Source organism: Kribbella sp. NPDC056345, from assembly GCF_042262745.1.
Lineage (GTDB): Bacteria > Actinomycetota > Actinomycetes > Propionibacteriales > Kribbellaceae > Kribbella.
Window position 1 is genome coordinate 228,716 of the sequence record NZ_JBHJQQ010000001.1, and the last position, 26,132, is coordinate 254,847.

General features: G+C 68.5%; 21 protein-coding genes. 14 read left to right on the top strand and 7 right to left on the bottom strand.

What is annotated here, in order from left to right:
• Positions 1 to 22 precede the first annotated feature (22 nt).
• The 3 genes from ACFCV3_RS01120 to ACFCV3_RS01130 all read right to left on the bottom strand — a co-directional run bounded on the left by ACFCV3_RS01120 (position 23) and on the right by ACFCV3_RS01130 (position 3,831).
• Positions 23 to 847 (bottom strand): TIGR03936 family radical SAM-associated protein, encoded by an 825-nt coding sequence (locus tag ACFCV3_RS01120; protein ID WP_376024946.1) that lies wholly within the window; start codon positions 845 to 847, stop codon positions 23 to 25.
• A 115-nt stretch (positions 848 to 962) separates the two neighbouring features.
• Positions 963 to 1,463 (bottom strand): DUF1772 domain-containing protein, encoded by a 501-nt coding sequence (locus tag ACFCV3_RS01125; RefSeq protein ID WP_376024948.1) that lies wholly within the window; start codon positions 1,461 to 1,463, stop codon positions 963 to 965.
• 106 nt (positions 1,464 to 1,569) lie between these two features.
• On the bottom strand, positions 1,570 to 3,831 hold the full coding sequence (locus ACFCV3_RS01130) for a M64 family metallopeptidase (RefSeq protein ID WP_376024950.1): 2,262 nt from the start codon (positions 3,829 to 3,831) through the stop codon (positions 1,570 to 1,572).
• Between the two features lie 150 nt (positions 3,832 to 3,981).
• On the opposite strand from ACFCV3_RS01130, the gene ACFCV3_RS01135 reads away from it, so the two are divergent.
• Entirely contained in the window at positions 3,982 to 4,785 is an 804-nt protein-coding gene (locus ACFCV3_RS01135; RefSeq protein WP_132405191.1) for a 1-acyl-sn-glycerol-3-phosphate acyltransferase, read from the top strand.
• Between the two features lie 38 nt (positions 4,786 to 4,823).
• Positions 4,824 to 5,702 (top strand): prephenate dehydratase, encoded by an 879-nt coding sequence (locus ACFCV3_RS01140; RefSeq protein WP_376024952.1) that lies wholly within the window; start codon positions 4,824 to 4,826, stop codon positions 5,700 to 5,702.
• Positions 5,703 to 6,077: 375 nt separating this feature from the next.
• Here ACFCV3_RS01140 and ACFCV3_RS01145 read toward each other — a convergent pair whose 3' ends face one another.
• On the bottom strand, positions 6,078 to 6,965 hold the full coding sequence (locus ACFCV3_RS01145) for an NADP-dependent oxidoreductase (protein ID WP_376024954.1): 888 nt from the start codon (positions 6,963 to 6,965) through the stop codon (positions 6,078 to 6,080).
• Positions 6,966 to 7,037: 72 nt separating this feature from the next.
• Here ACFCV3_RS01145 and ACFCV3_RS01150 point away from each other — a divergent pair, with 72 nt between their 5' ends.
• The 5 genes from ACFCV3_RS01150 to ACFCV3_RS01170 all read left to right on the top strand — a co-directional run bounded on the left by ACFCV3_RS01150 (position 7,038) and on the right by ACFCV3_RS01170 (position 12,912).
• Positions 7,038 to 7,955 (top strand): aminoglycoside phosphotransferase family protein, encoded by a 918-nt coding sequence (locus tag ACFCV3_RS01150; RefSeq protein ID WP_376024956.1) that lies wholly within the window; start codon positions 7,038 to 7,040, stop codon positions 7,953 to 7,955.
• Positions 7,956 to 8,074: 119 nt separating this feature from the next.
• Positions 8,075 to 9,052, top strand: coding sequence for a GNAT family N-acetyltransferase (locus ACFCV3_RS01155; RefSeq protein WP_376024958.1), 978 nt, complete (start codon positions 8,075 to 8,077; stop codon positions 9,050 to 9,052).
• A 181-nt stretch (positions 9,053 to 9,233) separates the two neighbouring features.
• Positions 9,234 to 11,366, top strand: coding sequence for a M43 family zinc metalloprotease (locus tag ACFCV3_RS01160; protein WP_376024960.1), 2,133 nt, complete (start codon positions 9,234 to 9,236; stop codon positions 11,364 to 11,366).
• A gap of 110 nt (positions 11,367 to 11,476) precedes the next feature.
• Positions 11,477 to 11,638, top strand: coding sequence for a hypothetical protein (locus ACFCV3_RS01165; protein ID WP_376024962.1), 162 nt, complete (start codon positions 11,477 to 11,479; stop codon positions 11,636 to 11,638).
• A 2-nt stretch (positions 11,639 to 11,640) separates the two neighbouring features.
• Complete coding sequence (locus ACFCV3_RS01170) at positions 11,641 to 12,912, top strand: M28 family metallopeptidase (RefSeq protein ID WP_376024963.1); 1,272 nt, start codon at positions 11,641 to 11,643, stop codon at positions 12,910 to 12,912.
• Here the strand turns inward: ACFCV3_RS01170 and ACFCV3_RS01175 are convergent.
• Complete coding sequence (locus ACFCV3_RS01175; protein WP_376024965.1) at positions 12,909 to 13,451, bottom strand: hypothetical protein; 543 nt, start codon at positions 13,449 to 13,451, stop codon at positions 12,909 to 12,911. The genes ACFCV3_RS01170 and ACFCV3_RS01175 overlap by 4 nt on opposite strands.
• 70 nt (positions 13,452 to 13,521) lie before the next feature.
• Between ACFCV3_RS01175 and ACFCV3_RS01180 the strand changes: the two genes are divergently transcribed.
• From ACFCV3_RS01180 to ACFCV3_RS01210, 7 genes are all read left to right on the top strand, one after another.
• Complete coding sequence (locus ACFCV3_RS01180) at positions 13,522 to 16,626, top strand: alpha-N-acetylglucosaminidase TIM-barrel domain-containing protein (protein WP_376024967.1); 3,105 nt, start codon at positions 13,522 to 13,524, stop codon at positions 16,624 to 16,626.
• 47 nt (positions 16,627 to 16,673) lie between these two features.
• Positions 16,674 to 17,045, top strand: a complete 372-nt coding sequence (locus ACFCV3_RS01185; protein WP_376024969.1) for a hypothetical protein — start codon at positions 16,674 to 16,676, stop codon at positions 17,043 to 17,045.
• Positions 17,046 to 17,140: 95 nt separating this feature from the next.
• Positions 17,141 to 18,271: a hypothetical protein gene (locus ACFCV3_RS01190; protein WP_376024971.1), complete on the top strand. Its 1,131-nt coding sequence runs from the start codon at positions 17,141 to 17,143 to the stop codon at positions 18,269 to 18,271.
• Positions 18,268 to 19,293: a serine/threonine-protein kinase gene (locus tag ACFCV3_RS01195; protein ID WP_376024973.1), complete on the top strand. Its 1,026-nt coding sequence runs from the start codon at positions 18,268 to 18,270 to the stop codon at positions 19,291 to 19,293. The genes ACFCV3_RS01190 and ACFCV3_RS01195 overlap by 4 nt, the downstream gene beginning before the upstream one ends.
• On the top strand, positions 19,290 to 19,790 hold the full coding sequence (locus ACFCV3_RS01200) for a hypothetical protein (protein WP_376024975.1): 501 nt from the start codon (positions 19,290 to 19,292) through the stop codon (positions 19,788 to 19,790). The genes ACFCV3_RS01195 and ACFCV3_RS01200 overlap by 4 nt, the downstream gene beginning before the upstream one ends.
• Entirely contained in the window at positions 19,783 to 22,266 is a 2,484-nt protein-coding gene (locus ACFCV3_RS01205; RefSeq protein ID WP_376024977.1) for an Hsp70 family protein, read from the top strand. Before ACFCV3_RS01200 ends, ACFCV3_RS01205 begins: the two co-directional genes overlap by 8 nt.
• Positions 22,263 to 23,216 (top strand): hypothetical protein, encoded by a 954-nt coding sequence (locus ACFCV3_RS01210; RefSeq protein WP_376024979.1) that lies wholly within the window; start codon positions 22,263 to 22,265, stop codon positions 23,214 to 23,216. Before ACFCV3_RS01205 ends, ACFCV3_RS01210 begins: the two co-directional genes overlap by 4 nt.
• Before the next feature lie 3 nt (positions 23,217 to 23,219).
• Here ACFCV3_RS01210 and ACFCV3_RS01215 read toward each other — a convergent pair whose 3' ends face one another.
• Together ACFCV3_RS01215 and ACFCV3_RS01220 are read right to left on the bottom strand one after the other, a co-directional pair.
• Positions 23,220 to 25,151 carry a TIGR03960 family B12-binding radical SAM protein gene (locus ACFCV3_RS01215; protein ID WP_376024981.1) on the bottom strand — a complete coding sequence of 644 codons (1,932 nt, stop codon included), beginning with the start codon at positions 25,149 to 25,151 and terminating at the stop codon, positions 23,220 to 23,222.
• 73 nt (positions 25,152 to 25,224) lie between these two features.
• Positions 25,225 to 25,968 (bottom strand): alpha/beta fold hydrolase, encoded by a 744-nt coding sequence (locus ACFCV3_RS01220; protein WP_376024983.1) that lies wholly within the window; start codon positions 25,966 to 25,968, stop codon positions 25,225 to 25,227.
• Positions 25,969 to 26,132: the final 164 nt, after the last annotated feature.

Consider the following 26,132-nt stretch of genomic DNA (forward strand, 5'->3'; position numbering starts at 1 on the left):
CTGGATCCGCTCCGCCCGCACTTCAGGGCACAGAGGGAGCGGCGGCGTCGCCCTCCGCTGTATGCGTCTGGTGGGGACCTGCCTGGCCGGTCGCGGTCGCCTGGTTGGCGTCGCGGTCACGGGCGAGCGGGTCGTCCACTGTGCCGGTTGCCGCGATCAGCGGGCCCTGGGCGAGCCTGGTCAGAAGAGCCGGGCCCGTCACCGGGAGCGTCGCTACTTCGAGCAAGCCGGCGAGAACGTCGTCGGGTCTCACGGCCGGGGTTCCGTGCCGTAACACCACTTGCAGTATCGCACATGTCTCAACCGACCCCGGTTCACTGCCGACGGTGAGTCGGAGAACGGCGTCCCGACAGTCGAACGAGCGAATGCCCCGTTTGGTCATGCGCTCGACCGTGATTTCGGTCCGGGCCAGGAACGCCTCGACCGCCGCCGCGGCCGGCTCCGGATCCACCCCGGGCAACGCGATCCGCCACTCACTGACCTCCAGCCGCTCGGCCAGCGCACCCGGCCCGGCGACGACCACCTCGAGCACATCCAGCCCCGGCGGCAGCGCCTCGTCCAGCGCGGCCCGGACCTGCTCGGCGTCCCGCTCATGTGTGAGCGAGATCTCCAAGTACTCCGCCTCCGAGGCGGCTCCGGTGGGCGCGGCGCCGGCGTACGAGATCTTCGGGTGCGGGCTGAAGCCGTGCGAGAAGGCCACTGGGAGCTCGGCGCGCCGGACGGCACGCTCGAACGCCCGCTGGAAGTCGCGGTGTGAGGTGAAGCGCAGCCGCCCGCGCTTGGCGAACCGGATCCGCAGTTTCTGGACCGCGGGGAGCTGCTGCGACGGCGGAGCTTGAACAGGCACAGCCGCATTCTGTCAGGAACGACACGTAGTAGTCGCCCGAGCTGCTGGGTTTGACGCTCAGCGAGGAGGCTGACTAGTCCGGAATTCGGGACCAGTACGTGTCCTTACCGACCATCTAGGGCTGGGTGGCGGATTTGCCGGTGAGGTAGAGGGCCCAGGCGAGGAGGCCGAAGGCGGTGAGGTCGAGGACGGTGCGGATGTTGTTGAAGGTGCGCCAGCGGGCCTCGTCGAAGGCGGCCCGGGCGGCGGTGACGTCGATCGTGTTCGGGTCGCCGGCCGCCTTGAGCGCATCGTTCAGGGGGACGTTGACCGCGATCGTGAGGATCATCGTGATCAGGTAGAGGACGAACGCCGCCGCGATCCACGGCAGCGCCTTCTCCTTGAGGCTCAGGAGCCCGGCGAGCGCTGTGAACAGCAGCGAGCCGAGGAAGCCGAGCCCGAGGAAGGCCGGGTTCATGATCGCCCGGTCGGCCGCCTGGAACGCGCCGACGAAGGTCTTGTCGTCGACCTTCGCGAGCCCGGGCATGATCGCCATCCCGTACGCCCAGTAGACCCCGGTCATCGCGCCGGTCGAGATCGTGGCCGCGATCAGCGCCGCCACCCGCAGTCCGTTCATGTCACTCCTCCCAGTACGGCGGGTGTCGTCCCGCCGTACTGAAGAAGTTAGGGCAGCCGACCTGTCACCGACATGTCGCGAAAACTCACGTTGATGTCCGACCGGCTCAGAGGCGGGCGCACTGGCCGGATCGCGGTCCGGCGACCTGGTTCGGGGCCTCCAGGTTGGTCGGGGCGACGGCGTTGCCGTAGCAGGACAGCGGCCCGCCGATCGTGTTGCCGGCCAGCGCGACCGGATCGCTGGTGGTCGCCGTACCGACCGAGACCGGGCCGCTGATCGTGCTGCCGACGACGGCCGCGCTGCGGGTGGTTCCGGACAGCGAGACCGGTCCGCGCACCGACGTACGGAGGAGGTGTACGTCGGCCGCCTTGGACGCGTTGACCGGGCCGGAGATCCGGGCGTCGGTGGCAACCAGGGAGGCGCCGGCCGCGATCTGGATCGGGCCGTTGACGGTTGCTCCGGTCAAGCAGGTAACGCCGGATCGCAAGACCAGTGGGCCGTTGTGGGTCCCGGTGATCGTCGTCGTACAGGTCGGGGCCGGGCGCAACAACGTGACCGCGAACCGGCTCGCCGTACCGATGTTGCCGGAGGCATCGATGGCCCGGTACTCGACCTGGTGCCGGCCGTAGCCCGGCGGGACGTCGTCCCACGGGACCACTCGCGGTACGCCGAGTTTGCCGTAGACGAGCTGGTCGATCGCGGTCCCCTCCGCGGTGAACTTGAACGGCGCATCCGCGTCGGTCGGCCAGCCGAAGTAGTTGAACCAGCCGTCCCCGTTGACGCGGAACTCCGGGACGACGTACCCGGTGCTGTCGTCGGTCGCGGCCAGCTTCATCGTGAAGGCGTCGTTGTAGATGTACTCCGGTCCGGTCGGCTTCTGGACCGTGACGAGCGGCTTGGACATCGTCGAGGTGACCTTCGGCTCGACGCCGTCGACCTCCCACGTCAGGGTCTCGGTCCCGGCGGTCGCGGTGAGGGTGTGGCGGCCGGCCAGCTTGAGCGCGCCGAGGTCGAAGTCGCGGTCGTTGCCGGGGTTGCCGACCGGCTGACCGTCCAGCTTCCAGGCGATCGCGGGCTGGTCGGTGTCCGATTGCGTGGTCTCGGCGTACACGACCTCTGCCGCGTTGACCGGGTGGTCGGTTGCGGTGGATCCGGTGAAAGCGACCGGGGTGGTCGTGGGCTGGGCCGTCAGGGCGGTGTTGACCGTCCAGGTCCGGGAGGCAGTCGGCCGTACGGCGGGGTCGCGGATGAAGCCGGTCGGGTCGACGATCTTGGCGGTGAGCGTGTGCAGACCGGGGGCGAGGTCGAGCGTGGCGAGGTCGATCGCGCGCTGGTTTCCGGTCGGGAGGGTCCGGCCGTCGAGGGTCCAGGTGACGTCGAGCTCGTGGCTGCTCGGGTGCAGGGTCTGCAGCCAGACGACCTGATCCGGGGCCACCTGACCGGTCGGCGTACTCGCCTGGAACAGGTTGGCGCGGGACGAGATCCGCTGCGTCATCCGCTCCCGCGAGATCTGGTCGAAGTAGTAGCCGAGGGTCTTCATCATCGAGTGCCGGCTCGGCCGCCAGACGCCGGAGCCGGCGTACATGCCGCCCTCGTAGCGCCCGATCGTGCCACCGGACTCGGACGGCTCCCCCAGCCAGCGGAACCACTTCTGCTGCTGGTCCCGCAGCTGCTGCTCGGTCAGCAGCGTGTGATGGATCGACGACGGCTCCGGCCCCTCGTACGGCGCTCCGCGGTCGCCGCGCGCGTAGTAGTCGTACTCGTCCTGGAGGCCGCCGAGCGAGTGACCGAGCTCGTGCGGGGTGATCAGGGCGGACAGGGCGTTACCGCCGGAGGCCGTGGCGTAGGTACCGCCGGCCCCGCCGTAGGTGTCGCTGTTGCCGATGGCAAGGATCTGCCGGTTGGCCGCGGCGGTGCCCGGGACGAGGTCGGCGTACTGGATCGCGGCGGTCGAACTGACGGTCAGCAGGCGCTGGACGCTGTTCGGGTTGCAGCCGCCCCAGAAGCCCATGTTGAGCGGGGTGTCGACCTTGGGTGAGGTGAGGTTCGGGTCACAGTCGACGCCACTTTGGGGTGAGGCGATCTCGACGGCGTACACGTTGATGTAGTTGCGGTACGACTTGAACGGCTCGATGCTCCAGAGCACGTTCAGGTGTTTGTCGATCTGCTCGCGGAACTTCGGCAGGTCGGTGGCGGTGTAGCCGTCACCCATCACGATCAGGTTGAACCGGGAGGCGGCCGGGCCGGTCACCTGGAGCGGGACCACCTTGGCTTCCGGAGCCACCTCGTCGGCCTGCGCCGCCGTACCGGTTCCTATCAGCGCTGCGGTCAGCAGGCCGACTACTGCAGTCAAACGTGTGGTCCTCACGACAACTCCCCTGCCCCTGGCGACACTGCCGTGAGCAGCTTACGAAGCTCGGCCTCAGACTGTCAGGACCTTCCGCGTGGCGACTTGGCTCCCGCCACGGGCCGTCGTACGGCATCATGTGGGTTCGGGGAACGTGAGGAGAGGACATCGATGACGGAACCGGCGCAGTCGCCACGGCCAGACCGCAGGGTGGATCCGGTGGTGGACGCGGCGGCGGACGGTGACGGCAAGGGCATCTACTGGGTGCTCCGGAACGTCCTGGTCGGCCCGCCGGTCAAGCGGCTCTTCCGGCCGATCGTGGTCGGCGCCGAGAACGTCCCGGCCAAGGGTGCGGCGATCATCGCCAGCAACCATCTCTCGTACGCGGACTGGATCTTCATGCCGCTGGCTCTGCGCCGCCGCGTGACGTTCGTCGCAAAATCGGACTACTTCACCGGCGCCGGGATCAAGGGCCGGTTCCAGCGCGGGTTCTTCAAGGGGACCGGCCAGGTCCCGATCGACCGCTCCGGCGGCTCGGCCTCCGAGGGCGCGATGCGGGCCGGGATGAAGGTGCTCGAGCGCGGCGACCTGTTCGGCATCTACCCCGAAGGCACCCGCTCGCACGACGGCCGCCTGTACAAGGGCCGGACCGGTGTCGCCCGGCTCGCGCTCGAGGCGAAGGTCCCGGTGATCCCGTGCGGGGTGATCGGCACCGACGTGGTCGCGCCGCCCGGGAAGGTGGTGGCGTCGTTCGCCTCCCCGACGGTCAAGTTCGGCGAGCCGCTGGACTTCTCCCGGTACGAGGGGATGGAGAGCGACCGGCTCATCCTGCGCGCCGTCACCGACGAGATCATGTACAAGATCATGGAGCTGTCGGGCCAGGAGTACCTCGACATGTACGCCACCAAGGCCAAGGCCCTCGAGGGCCGGGCAACCACCGGAGCCCCGAAGAAGGTCCGCAAGTCGGACACCTGATCCGCGGGGTGAGATGAGGCGGGTCTAGTCTGGGTGCTGTGGACGGACCGATCGCGTACCAGGGTGAGCCCGGAGCCAACTCGGCGATGGCGTGCACCGACATGTTTCCGGACCGCGAGCAGCTGCCCTGTACGACGTTCGAGGACGCTCTCGAGGCGGTGAGCAGCGGCCGCGCCGGGCTGGCGATGATCCCGATCGACAACTCGATCGCCGGCCGGGTCGCCGACATCCACCACCTGCTCCCCGAGTCCGGGCTGCACATCATCGGCGAGTACTTCCTGCCGATCCACTTCCAGCTGATGGCCGTGCCCGGTACGTCGATCGACCAGATCCGGACCGTCCGCAGCCACGTCCACGCGCTCGGGCAGTGCCGCAAGATCATCCGTGAGCACGGGTGGTCCACGGTGGTTGCCGATGACACGGCCGGTGCGGCACGCGAGGTGGCTGAGCTCGCCGATCCGTCGGTGGCCGCCCTGTCGCCGCGGGCCGCGGCGTCGCTCTACGGCCTGGAGACCTTGGCCGAGGACGTCGAGGACGAGCACCACAACACGACCCGATTCCTCGTGCTGGCCCGCGAGCCCGTCGTACCGCCGGTCGGCTCCGGCCCCATCGTCACGAGCTTCGTCTACCGCGTCCGGAACGTGTCGGCTGCCCTCTACAAGGCACTCGGCGGGTTCGCGACCAACAGCGTGAACATGACCAAGCTGGAGTCCTACCAGCTGGGCGGCATGTTCTTCGCCACCCAGTTCTACGCCGACATCGAAGGTCACCCCGAAGACCCGAACGTCGCCCTCGCGATGGAAGAACTGGCCTTCTTCTCCGTCGAGGTCCGCCTCCTGGGCGTCTACCCCGCCCACCCCTTCCGAGCCCAGATCGCCGAACCAGCCGCCAACCGAGCCCTCCGTCCACACCACTAGTCCCCCTTCGCACCGGCGCGTCGACCCGGTGGCTGAGGTGTTGTCGGACGAGGGTTCGGGGCCGGACGCCCAGCCCATCACAATTGTGCGAGCGGCCGGCGGCTGAGCCTGCGTGCCGTAGGTGAGTCGCAGTTGTGATGGCCTGGCGGTCCGGGGGCGTACCTGCGGCACTGATCAACCGGGGTTGATGAGGCGGCGTCAGGCGTGCACGAGTTGCGACTTTGTGCACCCACCAACCGTTTCGTGGGCTCCGCGTGCTTGGTGGGTTCCCAAGGATGAGGTGGGTGCGCAAAGCGCAGCGGGGGTGCTGGGGAGCGGGGGCTGCTCTTTGGGGGCTCGGCGAGGGGTGGGGGCGGGGCTGGTGGGCCGTCCGGGTCAGGGGGTTAGTTGGATGATGGTTCGGCCTGGGTCGGTGAAGGCGTTTGCTGCTTCGGTGAGGGGGCGGACTTTGGTGACCAGGGGGGTGAGGGTGCCTTGGCGGAGGCGGTCGGCGAGTTGCGCGAGTTGGGTGCGGTTGGGTTCTACTACGAAGAAGATGGCTCGGCCGGCGGGTGGTTGGACGGTGGGCGGGTCGGGGATGGTGACCAGGGTGCCGCCGGGGCGGAGCAGGGCGGTTGAGCGGTTGCGGATTTCGCCGCCGAGGACATCGAGGACGACGTCGACCTCGCCGACGCGTTCCAGGTTGTCGCCTTCCAGGGTGATGAACTGGTCGACAAAAGCGGACTCCGGGTTCGAGCGGCCGGTGCCGATGACGTAGGCGCCTGCTTCGCGGGCAAGCTGGGCGGCTACGGAGCCGACTGCGCCGCCGACGCCGTGGATCAGGACCGTTTGGCCGGCCTTCAGGTGGGCGTGGTCGAAGAGGGCTTGCCAGGCGGTCAGGCCGGAGATCGGGAGGGCGGCCGCGGTGACGTGGTCGATGCCGGTCGGTAGCGGGGCCAGGTTGCGGGCCTCGACGGCTACGTACTCGGCGAGCGAGCCGTCGCGGGTCCAGTCCGTCAGTCCGAAGACGCGCTGGCCGACGGTCAGGCCGGTGGTTCCGTAGCCGAGTTCGGCGACTACTCCTGACACCTCGTGCCCCGGGACGCTCGGAGCCCGGTCGCGGCCGGCGCGGTCGGTCCAGGTGCCGGGCCAGGTGAGTTCGCCGCGGGTGAAGCCTGCTGCGTGGACCTGGACGATGACGTCGTTCTCGGCGGCGTGCGGGTGCGGCAGCTCGGTCAGGGACAGGTCGAGGGCCTCGCGGTCGCTGACGGTGATGGCTTGCATGACCACCAACTTAGCCTCGCCCGGAGGAAAGTCGATTGACCGGCGGCACGGTCGGTGTGAGGCTCGCTGGCTATGTCGAAAGTCGCGAAGCTGCACGATGACGAAGTAGAGATCGACGCGCAGCTGGTGGCGCGTCTACTGGCCGAGCAGTTCCCGCAGTGGTCGGGTGCCCCGATCGAGGTTGTTACCGCCTCGGGGACCGACAACGTGACGTTCCGGGTCGGCGAGGACCTGGCGGTCCGGCTCCCCCGGACGCCCGGTACGCAGGGCCAGGTCGAGAAGGACCTCGCCTGGCTGCCCAAGCTCGCCCCACACCTCCCCCTCGCCGTACCCGAACCGCTCGCCCTCGGCGAACCAAGCGCCGACTACCCCTTCACCTGGGGCGTCTACCGCTGGCTCGAAGGCGAACCCTTCGACCTCGACCAGCTCGCCGACCCGAACGCGACCGCCCGCGACCTCGCCGAGTTCATCCGCTGCCTGCAGACCGTCGACACCACCGACGCCCCCGTTCCGCCGGACAATCCCTTCAGCCGCGGTACGCCGCTCGCCCCGCGGGACGCGATGTTCCGCGAGGCGCTCGATCAGCTGCGGGACGAGTTCGACGTCGAGCTGGTCCTCGCCGCCTGGGAGGCGTCCCTGGCCGCCGACACCTACACCGGCCCACCCCGCTGGGTACACGGCGACCTCATGTCCGGCAACATCCTGGTTGCCAACGGCAACCTCTCGGCCGTGATCGACTTCGCCACGGCCTGGGCCGCCGACCCGGCGGCTGACGTGCTCGCCGCCTGGTGGATCTTCGAAGGCGATTCCCGGCGAGCCTTCCGCGAGGCACTGGAGGTCGACAGCACGACCTGGGCGCGGGCCCGCGGCTGGGCGCTCTCCGCCTCGATGATCGCCATCCCCTACTACCGCACCCGCCGCCCCGACCCCAACCCCGGCGAACACCCCTTCATCACCGACCTCCTCAACGACTTCACAGCGGAGGGATGAGATGTCGCGAAGGACACGTAGTAGTCGCTCGGCGAGCCGACCGCCACGCTCAACGAGACCCCGGATGAGCCAGCCGCGGGGACTACTACATGTCGTTGGCGACGGCGGGAGGGTCTGAGATGGAGATCGTGGCGGTGGACGGGCGGGACGTTGATGCGTTCCGGAAGTTCTATGAGGTGAAGTACGGGGTTCGGCGGGAGCTGGAGTTTCCGGTCGGGATGGGGCTCGAAGAGGCTCGGGTGCTGATGGCTCGGGAGCACGCTGAGGTGCGGGCCGATGGGGTCGGAGCAGTAGCCGACGGAGTTTGGCTCGGAGTGGCCTGGTTCGACTGGTGGTTGGTGGGGAGCACGGACACGGTCGAGGTGGAGATCGCGGTCGCGGCGGAACACCGGCGGCGTGGAGTCGGCTCGCGGTTGCTGGAGGTTGCGATCGAGCGAGCACGACAAGCCGGCCGACGGGTGCTGAGCGGGTCGGACCTGACCGGGGATCCGGTGACTGGTGAGAGCGCCGGTACGGCGTTCGCCCGCGCTCGCGGGTTCGTGCGCAAACATGCCGAGCTGCATCAAGTGCTCGAACTTCCGATCGTCATTGCGGAGAAACCCGTTGCTGGGTACGAGATTGTGCAGTGGCGGGAGCACACGCCGGACGAATGGATCGAGCAGTTCGCCGATCTGCAGACCGGGATGAGCGAGGACGTTCCGGCCGGCGAGCGCACCACGGACACCGTGCACTGGACGCCCGAGCTGATTCGCGATGCGGAAGCCCGGCGGATTGCTCAAGGACGGTTCACCTATGCCACGGCGGCTGTCCACACCGCGAGTGGCGAACTGGCGGCGTACACGCAGATGGGCGGTACGCCGGAGACGCCGGACCGGCTGAGCCAGTACGACACGTATGTCCGGCGATCCCATCGTGGTAACGGACTTGGGCTCGCCGTGAAGGCGCCGAACCTTCGCGCACTGCAAGAAGGTGTCGCGCGATCCGCCGTACTGCACACCTGGAACGCACCCGAGAACACGCCGATGATCGCCGTCAACAACAAGCTCGGCTTCCGTCCCGTCGCGCAGCGGACGAACTGGGAATTCCTAGTCTCGTAAGGGGTTGTGCGCGCGGCGTGATCGGAGGATGGTGAAGGCAGAGCAGTGACTTGGGGGCCGACTGTTCGGCGGGAGAGGGCGGGACGAGCCGTCCTCGGCCGTGGGGTGCGCTGGGGGTGATGGCTCGACGGTCCGGCAGGTGCCGGCCTGCTTCACGTGCCCCTGCGTTAGGGGGATGGACATGCCGAGGAAGGCCAACGGGAGAGCGTCGGCGAACGGCACGCCGGCCACGGGGATGAGCAGCGCAACCGGGGGCGCTGCGGGGATGAACGCAGCGCCGGGTGGTGGCGCGATGAGTAGTGCGGCGGGTGGCAACCCGACGATGAGTGGCGGTGGCTCGTCGGGCAGCACCGAGTATCCGGCGCGTCGGCGGTGCGGTGTGATGGACGTGCACCGGCGGTTGCTGACCACCTCACCGGAGTACGCCGCCGCCCGGTCGGCACTGGAGAACGCGACAACGCAGTACGTGGCCCGCCAGCAACGGTTCAGCGGTGTCGTGCGGATCCCGTGTGTGGTGCATGTGGTGTGGAAGACGTCCGCGCAGAACATCTCGCAGGCCCAGATCGACAGCCAGCTCGACGTCCTGAACCACGACTTCCGGGCGACCAACGGCGACATCGGATTCGTGCCGGCACCGTTCACGAGCCTGGTCGCGGACTCGCGGATCGAGTTCTTCCTGGCGACCGAGGACCCGGCCGGCAACCCGACGACCGGGGTCACCCGGACGCAGACGACAGCTGCGTCGTTCAGCACGGACGACCGGATCAAGTCGTCGGCGACCGGCGGTATCGACCCCTGGCCGACGGACCGCTACCTGAACATCTGGGTCGGCCAGCTCGGAGGCGGACTGCTCGGGTACGCACAGTTCCCGGGTGGGCCGGCAGAGACCGACGGTGTGGTCGTCCTGCACTCCGGGTTCGGCACCAACGGTACGGCGGCCGCGCCGTTCAACCTCGGCCGGACGACGACCCACGAGGTCGGCCATTACCTCAACCTGTTCCACATCTGGGGTGACGACGGCACCGGCTGCAGCGGCACCGACGAGTGCGCCGACACCCCGAACGCCGGTGGCCCGAACTTCGGCGTACCGACGTTCCCGAAGCTGTCCTGCAGCAACGGGCCGAACGGGGACCTGTTCGTCAACTACATGGACTACACCGACGACCGCGGCATGGTGATGTTCACCCACGACCAGGTCGCGCGGATGGAGGCCTGTCTGGACACGGTCCGCTCGACGTTACCCGTGACGGGCGGCAGCGGATCCGGTACGCCGGAACCGGCCGGCTCGGTGGTGTCGTGGGGCTCGGACCGGCTGGACACGTTCGTGCTCGGGACGGACCTGGCGACGTACCACAAATGGTGGGACGGATCGGCCTGGGGACCGTCGGTCACCGGGTACGAGAACCTCGGCGGGATCTGTCTGAGTGCGCCCGAAGTCGCGTCGTGGGCACCGAACCGGCTCGACGCCTTCGTGCTGGGGACCGATCACGCGGTCTATCACCAGTGGTACGCCGGAGCCGGCTGGTCGGGCTGGGAGAACCTCGGCGGCGTCTGCATGAGCCCGCCGCGACTGGCGACCTGGGGACCGAACCGCCTGGATGCATTCGTGCTCGGGACCGACCGCGCGCTCTACCACAAGTGGTGGGACGGGACCGCCTGGGGACCGTCGGTCGACGGCTACGAATACCTCGGTGGAATCTGTATGAGCCCACCCGAAGTAGTTGCCTGGGGCCCCGACCGGCTGGACGTGTTCGTGCTCGGTACCGACAACGCGACGTACCACCAGTGCTGGGACGGCGCGGCCTGGTCGGGCTGGCAGTCCCTCGGTGGCGTCTGCGCTTCGCCACCGCGGGCGGTCGCCTGGGGTCCGAACCGGCTCGACCTGTTCGTGATCGGGACCGATTCCGCCTTGTACCACAAGTGGTTCGACGGTACGGCGTGGTCCGATTGGGAGTCGCTCGGCGGGACCTGTACGTCGGCGCCGACCGTCGTCTCGTGGGATGCGAACCGGCTGGACGTCTTCGTTCTCAGCACGGATTCCGCGCTGTACCACCAGTGGTGGGACGGGTCGACGTGGTCCGGGTGGGAGTCACTCGGCGGCGTCTGTACCGACGAGCCGCGCGTGGTCTCGTGGGGACCGAACCGGCTGGACGTGTTCGTCACCGGAACTGACAGCCAGCTCTATCACAAGTGGTGGGACGGAACCGCCTGGGGACCGTCGATCGACGGCTACGAAGCACTCGGCGGCACGATCTCGGACTTCAAGGTCACCATCCCGACCGCGCCGCCCCTTGGAGAGGTGGTGCTGAGCTGACCACCCACCTGCCCGGCCGGTGGACGCACTCCTTCGAGGAAGACCACGACGGGGTCACCGTCTACCGCCGTGACGACTACGCCTTCCCGCCGGCCCGCGGCCGGCGGGGGGTGCAGTTCCGCCCGGACGGCACGCTGCTCGAATACGCCATCGGCCGCGGCGACGCTCCCGAGGAACGCCCGGCCGGCCGCTGGTCCGCCGACGGCCGCCTCACCAACGGCCGCATCGTCACCGCGACCCCCGACCGCCTGGAAATCCGCTGGGAGGAATAGCTATGCCCACCGCACCCGTCCGGTACCGCGTCATCCCCACCACTGACGTGGTACCGGCGCACGCCGCCGAGTCGAGGCAGGGCGGGGTGGCGCGGCACGAGGCAAAGGTCGCGCAGTTCGGCGAGCGGAGCGTCGTCTGGGGCGCCGCCGGGGACGGAGTCGGGCGGGGCGCTCGGACGGCGCCTGGGCTGCTGCTGGTGACGCAGGTCGGGCGGAGTTTCCAGGACGAGTTCCCCGGAGTGAAGCCGGTGCTCGATCGCGGGCGGCACCTGGTGATCTCAGCGGCGGACAAGCCGCGGCGCCGCTCCAACCACTGCTGGCGCGTCGAAAAGCTCCGGCCCGAAACGATCGTGGGACGGCCCGATCCGGTTGCAGCACGCGTCGATCCGGCGATTGCGGGACTACTCGCGGAGCTGGACCCCGCGTCGTACCAGACTGATGTGACGTGGTTCGCGAGCTTGCCGACGCGGCACTCGCACAGTACGTCGTTCGTCACGGCGGTGGAGTACGCCGAGCAGCGGATGGTTGCCCTCGGCTACCAAACGCGGCGGCAGCCGATCACAGTCGGCACGAAACCGTCGCAGAATCTGATCGGCGAACGCACCGGCTCCGGCGGTGGTGTGGTGCTGGTGACGGCCCACCTGGACTCGATCAACCTGGCAGGCGGTGCCAGTGCACCCGCGCCCGGCGCAGACGACAACGCGAGCGGCTCAGCCGGCGTGCTCGAACTAGGCCGCGTGCTGGCAACCAGAACCTGGCAGCACGACATCCGGTTGATTCTCTTCGGCGGTGAGGAGGAGGGGCTCTACGGCAGCAAGCAGTACGTCGCCGCGCTGCCGCCGGCCGAGCGGGCACGGATCCGCGCAGTACTCAATCTCGACATGATCGCCAGCAAGAACAGCACCACCCCGACTGTTCTGCTGGAAGGAGCCCCGCTCTCCTCGGGCCTGGTCGACGACCTCGCGACCGCGGCCGCGACGTACACCGGTCTCGCCGTGGAGACCTCGTTGCACCCGTTCGCAAGCGATCACGTCCCGTTCATCACCGCGGGCATCCCCGCGGTCCTGACGATTGAAGGCAGTGACAGCGCCAACGGGCACATCCACTCCGCCAACGACACCCTCAACTTCCTCGACTGGCCGCTCGCCACGGAGATCCTCCGGATGAACACGGCCGCCCTCGCCGGCTGGCTGGAGCCCGTCGCCGCCCGCCCGCGCCCGGCCGGCTCGATCGTCTCCTGGGGACCGAACCGCATCGACATCTTCGTCAGTTAGGCGAAGGTCCAGGCCGGGTGGCTGGTCTCCAGCAAGGAACGATGACCAGCCCAGTCCCGAGCAGCCAGCGAGGTGACGTCGCTCAGCTCGGGCCTGCCCGAGTACAGCTCGTACCCCCAGGAGAACCCAGCGATCGGCTCCACGACGCGCGAGCGGATGACATCCGGTACGACGACCAGGAAGGTGTCGGCCCGCCAGCTCCCGTCGGGGTCATCGGGGTGGACCGGGGCGTCGAAGAAGGTCGGCAGATACCCGTAGCTGGAGAAGGGATCGACACTCGACAGGTTCGGGACCAGGTCGACCGTGGCGGACCCGCCGTTGGTGACCACCTGGATCCAGCCCATGATCGCCTCGATCCCCTGCCCGTGGTACCGCAGACCCGCCGTACACACGGGGAACCCGCGGAAGGACTCCGCGTCCAGGTCGGGGACGACGAGCTGGTGCCCGGAGGCCCAGGGATCGTCGTTCGGAATGACACGCACGGAGATCAGCCCACGGTGCCCGCGGGTCTCGAACGGGATCGACATCTCTCGGCGCATCAGTACCACCTCACTACGAGCCTGATCGAAACGATACCCACCGATCACCCCTGCGCCGACAATCAACCGCATGAGACGCCCGTTCGCCGCGCTGCTCACCGCGGCCGCTCTGCTCACCTCGGTACTCACCACCCTGCCGGCGCAGGCTGCGGACGACGGACCACCCGCCGTACGGGCACTGCTCGAGCGCGTCGTGGGCAAGGCGCGCGCTGATCAGGTCTCGCTGCGCCTGCAAGCCGACCAGGCCGCCGAGTGGTTTCGCGTGACCGCCGTGGGCGGGCGCATCGAGGTGAGCGCGAACAGCTCGCCCGCCCTGCTCACCGGCTTCAACCGGTACCTCAAGCAGGTCGCCCACGCCGACGTCTCGATCATGGGCAGTCAGCTCCCCGCGACCCTTCCGTTGCCCACGGCCCCCATCAGCCGGACCTCGACGGTCGAGCACCGCTTCGCTCTCAACGACACCAACGAGGGCTACACCGGTCCGTACCAGTCCTGGCCGGAATGGGAGCGCCACCTCGATGTCCTCGCCTTGAACGGCGTCAACGAGGCCCTGCTGTACGTCGGTCAGGAGGCCGTGTACCGGGAGACCTTCCAGCGGTTCGGGTACTCCGATCTCGAGATCCGGGACTGGATTCCGCAGCCCGCCCACCAGCCGTGGTGGCTGATGCAGAACATGTGCTGTTTCAACGAGCCTGTCTCGACCGAACTGCTCGACCGCCGGGTCGCGCTGGGCCGCCAGATCGCCGACCGGATGCGCTCACTCGGCATCACGCCGGTCTTCCCCGGGTACTTCGGAACCGTTCCGCCCGGCTTCTCCGCCCGCAACGGCGGCGTCCTCACGGTGCCCCAAGGAACCTGGGTCGACGGGCTCGAGCGGCCGGACTGGCTCGACCCGACGACTCCGGTGTTCAGCCAGGTCGCGTCGACCTTCTACGCCGTGCAGAAGCAACTCTTCGGCGCCACCGGTCTGTACAAGATGGACCTGCTGCACGAGGGTGGCACGGCCGGCCAGGTTCCGATCGGTGCGGCGTCGCGCGCGGTTCAGGTCGCACTGAACGCGGCCCACCCCGACGCCCGGTGGGCGATCCTGGGCTGGATCGGGAACCCGCTGCCCCAGACACTCGAGGCGGTCGACCGCAGCAAGATGCTGATCCTGGACGGCATGAGCGAAGCCGCCGAGATCACGGACCGCGAGACCGACTTCCAGCAAGCGCCGTACGCGTTCGGCACGATCTGGAACTTCGGCGGTCACACCAACATGAGCGCAGCGCTCCACACCTGGAACACCAAGTTCCACGAGTGGCGGCGGAAGGCCGGCAGCCGGGTGACCGGGATCGCGCTGATGCCGGAGGCGATCGAGAACAACCCCGTCGCGGTCGAGTTCTTCCTGGAACTGCCGTGGCAGGACGGCCCGGTCGATCTGGACGCGTGGTTCGCCGAGTATGCCCGCGCCCGGTACGGCGTCGCCGACGTGCACGCCCAGCAGGTCTGGAAGCGGCTGAGCGAGACCGCGTACAGCACGCCGAGCTTCTGGACGGCCAAGGAAGGCACTGGCTTCCTCGCCAACCGTCCCCAGCTCGACGCCCGCACCGAGCCCCTGAACTACCCGGTCGCTGCCTTCGACCAAGCGTTCGCCGAGCTGCTGCAGGTCGCGCCGGCAGCCCGGGCGAGTAGCGCGTACCGGTACGACCTGGTTGATGTCGGCCGGCAGGTGCTGGACAACCACAGTCGCGACCTGCTGCCACAGATCGCGGCGGCGTACCACGCCAAGGACCTGACGAGCCTGCGTCGCTTGAACGCCCAGTGGCTCGAACTGCTGGGTCTGCTCGAGAAGCTGCTCGCAACTCACGAGGACTCGCTGTTCGGCCCGCTACTCGCCGACGCGCGCGCCATGGCCGCCAGCGACGCGGAGGCCGCCGTACTGGAGTACGACACTCGCGCTCTGATGACCACGTGGGGCGAGCGGGCGACCGAAGCACACTTGTTCAACTACACGCGGCGGCTGTTGGGCGGTCTGGTCGGTGACTTCTACCTTCCCCGCTGGCGGTTGTTCCTGACCGGCCTGGAGACTGCGCTGCAACAGGGCAAGCTGGCGCAACCGATCGACTGGTACGCCATTGGTGCGCAGTGGTCGCGGCAGCGCAACGTGCTCCCGACCAGTCCGGTCGGCGACACGTATACCGTCGCCTCCGAGCTGTACGAGCGGCTGGCCGCGGACTCGATGCTGGCCAGGCTCGACGTGGCCGCTGACCCGGTTGTCGTTGCTCCTAACGGCTCCGGCACTCTCACCGCCGTACTGCGCAACACGAACGGCTTTGCTGCCAGCGCCCAAGCGATTCAGCTCTCGGTGCAGACACCGCCCGGTGTGCATGCCGAACCACTGACCGCACTGTCGGTCGACGAACTGACGCCGGACGCAACGTTCACTGCCCGCTGGCGAGTGACAGCACCGGACCCAGCTGCGCTGACTGGGCTCGTCAGTGTGGCCGCACGGGTCACCTACGGCACCAAGACCGGGACCGTGACCGGTGGGGCCGGACTCGTCACCGGGGCGGCACCCGACGCGTCGTACCGGACCTTCTCGTCGAACTACTCGACGTTCGCGCAGCGGGGTAGTCAGATCGCGATCCACGGCGGTGGCTCCGATTTGTGGCTCGGGGTCGAGGAGTTCGGCACGGTCTACCGGCCGGCGGCGCTGCGGCACGAGAACCTGGTGTCCGCCAAGGTTCTGCGGCAGGACGACACTGCCCCGTGGGGACGGGCCGGTCTGTTCGTCCGCAACGGCATCGGGCCCGACAACTTCGGCGTGGTGAACCTGGCGGTGACACCGGGCAACGGCTGCGTGCTCAGCTCCGACGAGAACGGCGACGGCCGGTTCGACACCGTCCGGACAGCGCCCGGGATCGGTGCACCGGCGTGGATCCGGCTGCACCGTGGTCCCGGCGGCTTTACCGGCGACTGCTCGGCCGACGGCGTGCACTGGACCCGGGTCGGCGTGGTGGCTGCGCCCGGAACGAAGACGACCCAGGACGTCGGCGTCTTCATGACCGCCGCGAACGGTGGCAACGGCCGCACCGGAACGGCAGTCTTCGACGATCTGCAGGTCGTCCCGGCCACCCGGCCTCCGGGCCTGCTACCAATCGCGTCGAAAGGCTCGACCTCGGTTACCAAGTGACCTAATCTGTTTCTTCTTTCGTTAATTGATAACCGAAGGGACTGGGGATGAGGAAGCTTCTGGTTACGGCCACCGCGATGGCAGCGGCTGTCGTGGGGATGGCGGCGCCGGCTCAGGCGAGCACGGCCGGCACGCAGGCCTGCGACCTGCACATCGCGAAGGGCGTGTACTCCAGCGCCAACATGCTGTACGTCGCCGTCTCGCTGGACGGCTGTTCGACCAGTGTCACCGAGGTCAGGGTCGAGCTGTGGCGGTCGGACAGCGCGAGCGGGCCGTTCACCAAGTTCGACGAGGCGAACGCGTACTCGGGTGGGGCCGCGTGGTTCGGGCCGGGCACCGATTGCGGCTACTGGAAGGGCGTCGCGCACTGGCAGGACCAGACCGAGACAACTCCGGACATCAACCACGGCTGCAGCTGACGAACTACTGATCCGGGGCCCGTTGTCCCGCGGGCCCCGTGTCAGGTTGAGGTCAACCACCTCCACGGGCTGTCGCCAGCCGCGAGGCTTTTGGTGTGACCGATGCCGTTGTGACTGCGCTGCGCGAGATCGCCAACCGCGATCTGTACCAGCGCAATGCCTTTCACATCACTGGTCTGTCGACCGGAGTGGACCGCCGTACGACGCGACGTCGGCAGCAGCACGTGACCGCCGTACTGGAGGCCGGGGCGGATCTGGAGACCAGCGGGTCGACCGATCCGGATGAGCTGCGGATCGCGTTTGACCGGTTGCTCGGTGATCCACGCCGGCGGCTTGTCGACGAGGTGTTCGGCGAGTGGGGCCGGCCGAACGGTGAGTGCGGCTGCGATGTGCCTGTGCACCAAGCGCATGACGAGGCGGTCTACGCCCACGCCAGTGCGATCGAGTTGCTCCTCGCACCGCCTGGCCAGCAGCAGTACCTGGCCATGTGGCGCCGAGCGGGTGAGCGTTGGACGACGGCGATGGAGGACCCGCAGTTCTGGCAGCACCTGCGGAATCGGGTGCTGGCGCTCGACGACTGGCAGCTGGCGGCGAGTGCGATCGACCAGATCCGCTCTGAGCTGTCTGCCGCTCTGACTGGTCCCCTGCTCGACCTGGCCACCACCAGCGAGTACCCGGCTCGGGTGGCGAAGGTGCTCGAGGACTGGCCGGTCGGTGGTGAGGCGACGCAGCGCTGGGTGCTGGATGCCATGCGACCGCAGTACGAGCGGGCTGAGGACGCCACCGTCGCACTACTGCGCAGACTGCAGCAGGGGCATCACGAAGTCGACCCGGTGATCAGTGAGCTGGACCGCAGCGTGCTGCCGGTCTACCGCCGGCTGCAGGTGATGCTGCCGTCTGAGCAGCACCAACGGACGCTGACGCTGCGGGACGACATCGCGCTGGTCTATCACAACAGCGCAGTCGGGATCGCGAACGAAGGCTCGGTCCACGACAAGCGGATCACCCATCTACTCGACCAGGCTGACGGGTACGCCGGTACTCCGGTGATGAAGGCGAAGATCGCCGAGAACCGAGTCACCGCACAGTACCTCGCCCGGAACACCTCACGCGGCGCACGAGCAGCGCAGCAGCCGGAAGCCGATCCCGCAGGGTGCGGTTGCGCCGTCCTCATCCTGATCGCCATCGCGGTCCTCATCTACGTCCTCGTCAAGGTCCTGTCGTGACCGCGTTGCTGGCGCCCGGGGATCGGGTCGGGGAAGCGTTGGTGGTGGACCGGCGTCTTGGGGCAGGTGCGTTCGGAGAGGTGTACCGGGTGCGGCACGAGCACCTCGGGCTGCAAGCGATGAAGGTGTTCCGCGAGGTGACTTCGCTCGAAGGGACCGACGAGCTGCTGGAAGAGGCCCGGCTGCTGTCGACGCTCGGCCATCCCAACATCGTTCGGCTCTTCGATGCCGGCGTCGTAGCGACCTGCGAGGGTCAGCGCGGGTACTTCACCATGGAGTACGTCTCCGGCGGCACACTGCAGCAGCTGGCCGATGCGTACCGCCCGGCGCTTCCGACCGAGCTCGCCGTTCAGGTGATCGAGCAGCTCGCCTCCGGGCTGGCCGCGGCGCACGACCGCACACCGCCGATCCTGCATCGCGACCTGACGCTCGCGAACGTCATGTACGGCTACGACAACGAGCGGTTGCGGATCCGGATCTCCGACTTCGGACTGGCCAAGAGCGCCAACCCGATCACCATGCTGGCCAGCGCGCAAGGCACCTACGTGTTCATGGCACCTGAGGTACTGCGGGACTTCGGCTACTCGACCGCGTCCGATGTGTGGTCGATCGGGGTGATCGGCTATCTGCTGCTCACCGGCCTGCTCCCGTACGACGACGGCACGGATCCGACCACCTGGTCTCAGACCCGGTACGCACGTCGGCTGCATCCGCCGAGCTCGTTCGACCCGCGAATCGACGCGGAACTCGACCGCATCCTGCTCGCCACGCTCGCACCGCTCCCCCGCGATCGGACCGCGTCCGCGGTGGAGCTGGCCGAGCAGTTGGCGGCATGGCGTCGTACGACGAAGTCACCGGCCGAACGCGCGCAGGAGCTGGCCTCGGACGCGGTGGAAGCAGCGGGAGCCGGGGCGCTGGAGCGAGCGGTGGAGTTGATGGAAGAGGCGTTCGTGCTGTCGCCGGAGCTGCGCCTGCAGTACTGGCTGGACGTGGCGCGGTGGAAAAGAGGAGTGATCTGGTGAGGACCTGGTTCCGGCAGTGGCGGCAGCATCGCGAGATCCGGATCGCGGAACCGACGTTCAGCGCGGAGCAGTGCCGGGAGCTGGCCGAGCTGTTCACGCTGCTCGAACGCGCGCCCTCAGAACCAGCCTCGGAACCGGCAGAGGACACGAAGGCCTTGGCGGAGGCCGCCACCAGTCTGTGGCGAGCGCAGCGGAAGCTGACCCAGGCCGGACGCTCGGCCGAGAACCGGCAGACCGGCCGCTACCTGCGTACCTGCGCGGAAGCGCTGGCCGCAGCCGGACTCGTCGTACAGGAACACGACGGTACGACGTTCAACGCGGGCCGGGCCCTCGATGTCCTTGTGTACCAAGACGATCCGGTGGTGACCGAGGAGACGATCGTCGAGACCGTGCGTCCGTCGGTCTACTACCACGACCGGCAGATCCAGCGCGGCGAAGTCATCGTCGCCCGGCCAATCGCAGACGAATCCACGAAGGTGAGCGATGGATATGCGTGACACGATCGATTTCGGGATCGACCTGGGCACCACGAACAGCGCGCTGGCGGTGGCCGGTGACGACGACGTCCGGATCCTGAAGAACAACGACGACCAGTCCGACATCACGCCGTCCGCGGTCTGGCTGCCGAAGGCCGACACGGTCTGGGTCGGCCGCCGCGCGCGGCACCGGGCCGAGACGGATCCGGAGAACGTCGCGATCGAGTTCAAGCTCGAGATGGGGCTGGCGGATGCGAGCCGGACGTTCGGGAAGGCCGGGGTGACGCTCAGCGCGCCGCAGCTGTCGGCCGAGGTGCTGAAGACGCTGCGCGCCGACGCCGCCCGGTATGCCGGTGCCGCGCCGGACTCGGTGGTGATCACGGTTCCGGCGGCGTTCGCGCTGAACCAGAACAAGGCGACCCTGGAGGCCGCGCGACTGGCCGGGTTCACCGGATCGGTGCCGCTACTGCAGGAGCCGACCGCGGCCGCGTTCGCGTACGGCTTCGAGGATGCGGACGAACGCGCGTACTGGATGGTGTTCGACTTCGGCGGCGGCACGTTCGACGCGGCCGTGGTGAGTAAGCGGGACGGCGATCTGCGCGTGCTCAATCATGCCGGCGATCCGTACCTGGGTGGCAAGCTGATCGACTGGGCGGTCGTCGAGCGACTGCTCGCTCCAGCTGCCGCCCGTGATCTGGGGCTGAAGGACTTCCGTCGTGACAACGCGATCTGGCGCGGGAACTTCGGCCGGCTGAAGCAGGCCGCCGAGCAGGCGAAGATCCAGCTGTCCGGGCGCGATCGGGCCGAGCTGCTGCTCGAGCTCGTGGTCGATGGGTCGGAGGAGACGTTCGAGTTCACGCTGACGGCAGAGGCGCTGGACGCGGTCGCGATGCCGTACTGGGCGCGCGCGGTCAACCTGTGTCGTGAGGCCTTGGTCGACAGCGGTCTGGGCTCTGAGAAGATCGATCGGCTGTTGCTGGTCGGCGGGGCGACGCTGGCCCCGGGATTGCGTGAGCTGTTGAGCGATCCGGTTCACGGCCTGCAGATCGAGCTGGATACGCGGATCGATCCGACAACCGTGGTGGCGCGTGGTGCGGCGATCTTCGCCGGGACGATGCGGCGGCCGGCGTCGGAGTCGGTGGTGCGGGCGGTTGGTGAGTACGGCGTGGAGCTCGCGTACGAACCGAGTTCGACGACGACTCGGCCGACTGTGGCCGGGCGGTTGAGCGGGCCGTCAGGTGAGGTCGACTGGTCGGGGCACAGCGTGGTGATCGCGAACCCGGAGGGCCGGCCGCCGTTCCGGACCGGGCGGGTCACCGTGAACCGGGTCGGCGCGTTCGCTACTGAGGTCGAGCTGGACGAGCATCGCACGTCGCGATTCGCTCTTGAGCTGTACGACGGGAATGGCGCGCCGCTGCCGTTGGCCGGGGGAACGTTCGGGATCACGCATCGGGACGTGGAGTTCGGTGGTGCGCGGTTGACGCATTCGCTCGGGATCGCGCTCGTCGATCAGAAGTTCTCGCCGCTGGTCCGGAAGGGAACCGCCGTACCAACGCGGGTGCGGGAGATCTTCCGGACGTCGCACGCGTTCAACCGCTCCGACCCCGAAGCGATGGTCCGGATCCCTGTGGTGCAAGGGGAACGGGCACGTGCCGATCGGAACCGGCAGGTCGGGATGCTGCAGATCCGGCCGGTCGACATCCGGATCGACCTGCCCGCCGGGACCGAGGTCGAGGTCACCTTCGAGGTGGACGAGTCGAACCTGGTGACCGTGGTGGCCGACGTACCGCTGATCCAGGCGCAGTTCGAGGCGGAGATCGACCTCGACGACGTGCTGACGCCGGATTCCGACGTACTGGCTGACGAGTTGGCCGAGGTGGAGCGGCGGATTCTTGAGGCGCAGCGGACTGCGGCGACGAGTCCGGAGGTCGAACAGCGGTTGGCGCGGCTGCAGGAAGAGGGCACGCTGGCGACCGCCCGCGAGCAGGTACGAGCGGCATCCGCGGATGCCGGTGCGGCCGTGACGGCCGAGGACCGGTTGCGCGAGGTGCAGGCACAGCTGGACGACATCGACGAGGCCGCCCAACGCCCAGCCAAGGAACGCGAACTGCGCGAAGTCCTCGCGGAGGCCGAGGAACTGGTCGCACAGGTCGGCCGAGCCGCAGACCGCGCCGAACTAGCCGACCTACGAACCCGCGCCCAGGACGCCATCGACCGCAAGGACATCCGCTCCATCGAACGCGAGACCGAGCAGGTCGTGTCGTTCCTGATCGGGCTCGAACGTCGGCAGCCCGGCTTCGTCATCCGCCTCTTCAACCAGCTAGCCCTCGACACCTCATCCATGCGCCCGGCCTCCGAAGCCCGCCGCCTGATCGCAGCCGGCCGCACCGCAGCCGCCCGCGGCGACGAGGCCGGCCTGATGGTCATCTGCCAGCAACTCGTCCGCCTACTCCCCCAGTCCGAACAAAACACGGTCGTCGGACTGGTCCGCTCATGACCCCACAACAGCTAGCCGTCGCCACCGCCGCCCACACCGCCCGCCAAGGCAACCTCACCAAGGCCCTGCATCTGATGGAAGGCCTGGACTCCGCCGAAGCCCTGGACCTGCGTGCCCGAGTGTTGGCGCAACTCGGCCGCTGGCAAGAAGCCCACGACACCTGGGCCCCGCTAAGCCCCACCGCCGCACCAGGCCACGCGGGCGTCACCGCTGACGCAGGCGACCCATCTCCCCACCTTCACCCCGGGACGGGGGTGGAGGTGGGGGCCTCGGCCGGACGTGCTTTGGCCGAGCGGGCGCTCGCGGGGCGTGCGTTGGCGCGGAAGGTGCTGGCCGGCCGGGTGCGGCAGCGGCCCGTCGTACGGCCGGTGGCAGTGGCCGCCGTCGCGATGCTTGCCATCGGCGGGATCACGGCAGGAACCGCGCTGGCAGTCAACCGTCCTGATCCCGTAGTCGCGGAGCCTCAGCCTTCTGTGGCACCGCGGACGGTCACTGTGACGCCGACCGGGCAACTTGATGAGCTGAATCGGCGGATTGCCGCGGAGAAGGCTGCGGCGGCTCGGCTGGATGCGATCGCGGCGGCGGTGGCGATGCCTGGCGTGACGGTACGCCGGGAGCCCGGTGCCGTGCGCGTCGTGTTCGACCGCGGCCTGTTCAGCTCGGGAACCACGTTCGCCGGCGGCAGTGCGGAGTTGCTGACCCGGCTGGCCCCGAAGCTCAAGCGGGTCCCCGGAATCACGGTCGTGGGCCAATCGGTCGCCGTACCAGGTAGTGAAGCCACCGGCGGCTCCAGTACGGCGCTCGCCCGAGCCCGAGTCGCCGCCCAGCAGCTCGCCCGAGCCGGCGGCCTTCCGCTGACCCGGTTCGCACTCGCATCCGGCGACCAGTCCCGGCCACTGTTCCCCGGCCAAACCCGCAACCGAACCGTCAGTCTGCTCCTAACCCCCTGAGGGCTAGACGACGGAGAGGGGGAGGAGTTTTTTGCCGGTGGGGCCGATCTGGATCTCGGTGTTCATCTGGGGGCAGACGCCGCAGTCGAAGCAGGGGGTCCAGCGGCAGTCCTCGACCTCGATGGCGCCGTCCTCGTCGAGGGCGTCCTGCCAGTCCTCCCAGAGCCAGTCGCGGTCCAGGCCCGAGTCCAGGTGGTCCCAGGGCAGGACTTCGGCGTACTCGCGCTCGCGGGTCGTGTACCAGGCCAGGTCGACCGGCTCGTCGGCGAGCGCCTTCTCGGCGCTGCTGATCCAGCGCTCGTAGGAGAAGTGCTCGCTCCAGCCGTCGAACCGGCCGCCGTCGCGCCAGACTTCCTCGATGATCCGGCCGACCCGGCGGTCACCGCGGGACAGCAGGCCCTCGATGATGCCGGGCTTGCCGTCGTGGTAGCGGAAACCGATCGCCTTCGCGTACTTCTTGTCGGAGCGGATCGCCGCGTTCAGCTTCGCCAGCCGCGCGTCGGTCTCCTCGACGCCGAGCTGCGAGGCCCACTGGAACGGCGTGTGCGGCTTCGGCACGAAACCGCCGATCGACACCGTGCAGCGGATGTCGTTGCGGCCCGAGACCTCGCGACCGGTCGCGATCACCCGCTTGGCCAGATCGGCGATCGCGAGCACGTCCTCGTCGGTCTCGGTCGGCAGGCCGCACATGAAGTACAGCTTCACCTGCCGCCAGCCGTGGCTGTAGGCCGCCGCGACCGTGCGGATCAGGTCGTCCTCGGAGACCATCTTGTTGATCACCTTGCGCATCCGGTCCGACCCGCCCTCGGGGGCGAACGTCAGACCGCTGCGCCGGCCGTTGCGGGAGAACTCGTTGGCCAGCGTGATGTTGAAGGCGTCGACCCTTGTCGAGGGCAACGACAGTGACACGTTGCTGCCCTCGTACCGGTCGCCCAGTCCCTTGGCCACGTCGGCGATCTCGCTGTGGTCGGCCGAGGACAGGCTGAGCAGGCCGACCTCCTCGAAACCGGTCTTCTTCAGGCCGTTCTCGACCATGTCGCCGATCGTGGTGATACTGCGCTCCCGCACCGGCCGGGTGATCATCCCGGCCTGGCAGAACCGGCAGCCGCGCGTGCAGCCGCGGAAGATCTCCACCGAGAACCGCTCGTGCACGGTCTCGGCCAGCGGCACCAGCGGCTTCTTCGGGTACGGCCAGGCATCCAGGTCCATCACCGTGTGCTTCGCCGTCCGGAACGGAACGCCGGTCCGGTTCGGCACGACGCGCTGGATCCGCCCGTCGGGCAGGTAGTCGACGCTGAAGAACTTCGGGATGTAGACACCACCGGACTTCGCCAGCCGCAGCAGCACCTCGTCGCGGCCGCCCGGGCTGCCCTCGTCCTTCCACTCCCGGATCACCTCGGAGATGGCCAGCACGATCTCCTCGCCGTCCCCGAGCACCGCCGCGTCGATGAAGTCCGCGATCGGCTCCGGGTTGAACGCCGCGTGCCCACCGGCGAGCACGATCGGGTCCTCGTCGGTCCGGTCCACGGCGTACAGCGGGATGCCGGCCAGGTCGAGCGCGGTCAGCATGTTGGTGTACCCGAGCTCGGTCGAGAACGACAGCCCGAAGACGTCGAACGCCCGCACCGGCCGGTGACTGTCGAGCGTGAACTGCGGGATCTGGTGCTCCCGCATCACCGCCTCCATGTCCGGCCAGACCGAATACGTCCGCTCGGCCAGCAGGTGCTCACGCTCGTTCAGCACTTCGTACAGGATCTGGACGCCCTGGTTGGGCAGTCCGACCTCGTACGCGTCCGGGTACATCAGCGCCCAGCGCACACTCGCCGTGTCCCAGTCCTTACTGACCGAGTTGAGCTCACCTCCGACGTACTGGATCGGCTTCTGCACACTCGGCAGCAGCGCCTCCAGGCGCGGGAACAGCGATTCGACAGTCATCAGGCACTTCCGGTCGAGGACAAAGCACCTACCAGATTAGCCCCGCAACCGCTCTACACCTGAATCGCCGCGGCTAGCTCAGGTGAGTGAGCAGGAGCGGGTTGACGATCTCGGGGTGGGAGTAGGTGACGAGGTGGGCGGCGTTCTCGATGATCTCGAGGTGGGCGCCGGGGATCTGACCGGCCAGCGGTACGACGGTTTCCGGCGGGACGGAGGTGTCGGAGTCGGTGGTGACGAGGAGGACCGGTGCGCTGATCTCGCCGAGTCGTGGGAGCAGGTTGGTGTGGGCGAGCGCTTCGCAGCAGGCGGCGTACCCCTCGTCCGACGTACTGAGAAGCATCTCCCGCACTGGGGCGGTGTCGGTGAACTCCGGGAGGAACCAGCGGCCCAGGGTCGCGTCAGTGATCGCCTGGGTGCCCTCGGCCCGAACTTGCGCGGCGCGATCCAGCCAGGGCTGCGGGTTCGCTGCCAGGTTGGACGGCGGGCAGAACAGGGCGAACCGGTGGAAGCGCTCAGGCGCGTTCTGCGCCAGCCACAGGCCGATGGCGCCGCCGAGCGAGATGCCGACGTACGACGCCTGCTCGATCTCCAGCGTGTCGAGCAGCTCGACCACATCGCCGCCGAGCTCGTCGATCGTGTAGGGCCCCTTGGGCGCCTCGGAGCCGCCGTGTCCCCGGTGGTCGAACGCGATCACGCGGAACCGTCCGGACAAGGACTCGAGTTGCGGCGCCCACATCGTGTGCGCCGCACCGAGTGACGAGCCCATCAGCACCACAGGTGCTTCCGAGGGACCTGTCTCCACATAGTTGAGTCGCATGCGACCCAGTATTCACCGGCAGATTGTCATTGCACTTTCCGGACCCGAACATCCATGTCGGCCAGGAATCGCAGCAGTGCCCCCAGCATGGTCTTGCTGGTCGCCCGCGTACGTCGCCTCACAGCTACTTCTCTCCTCACTCGATCCACACCAAAGCCGCCTAC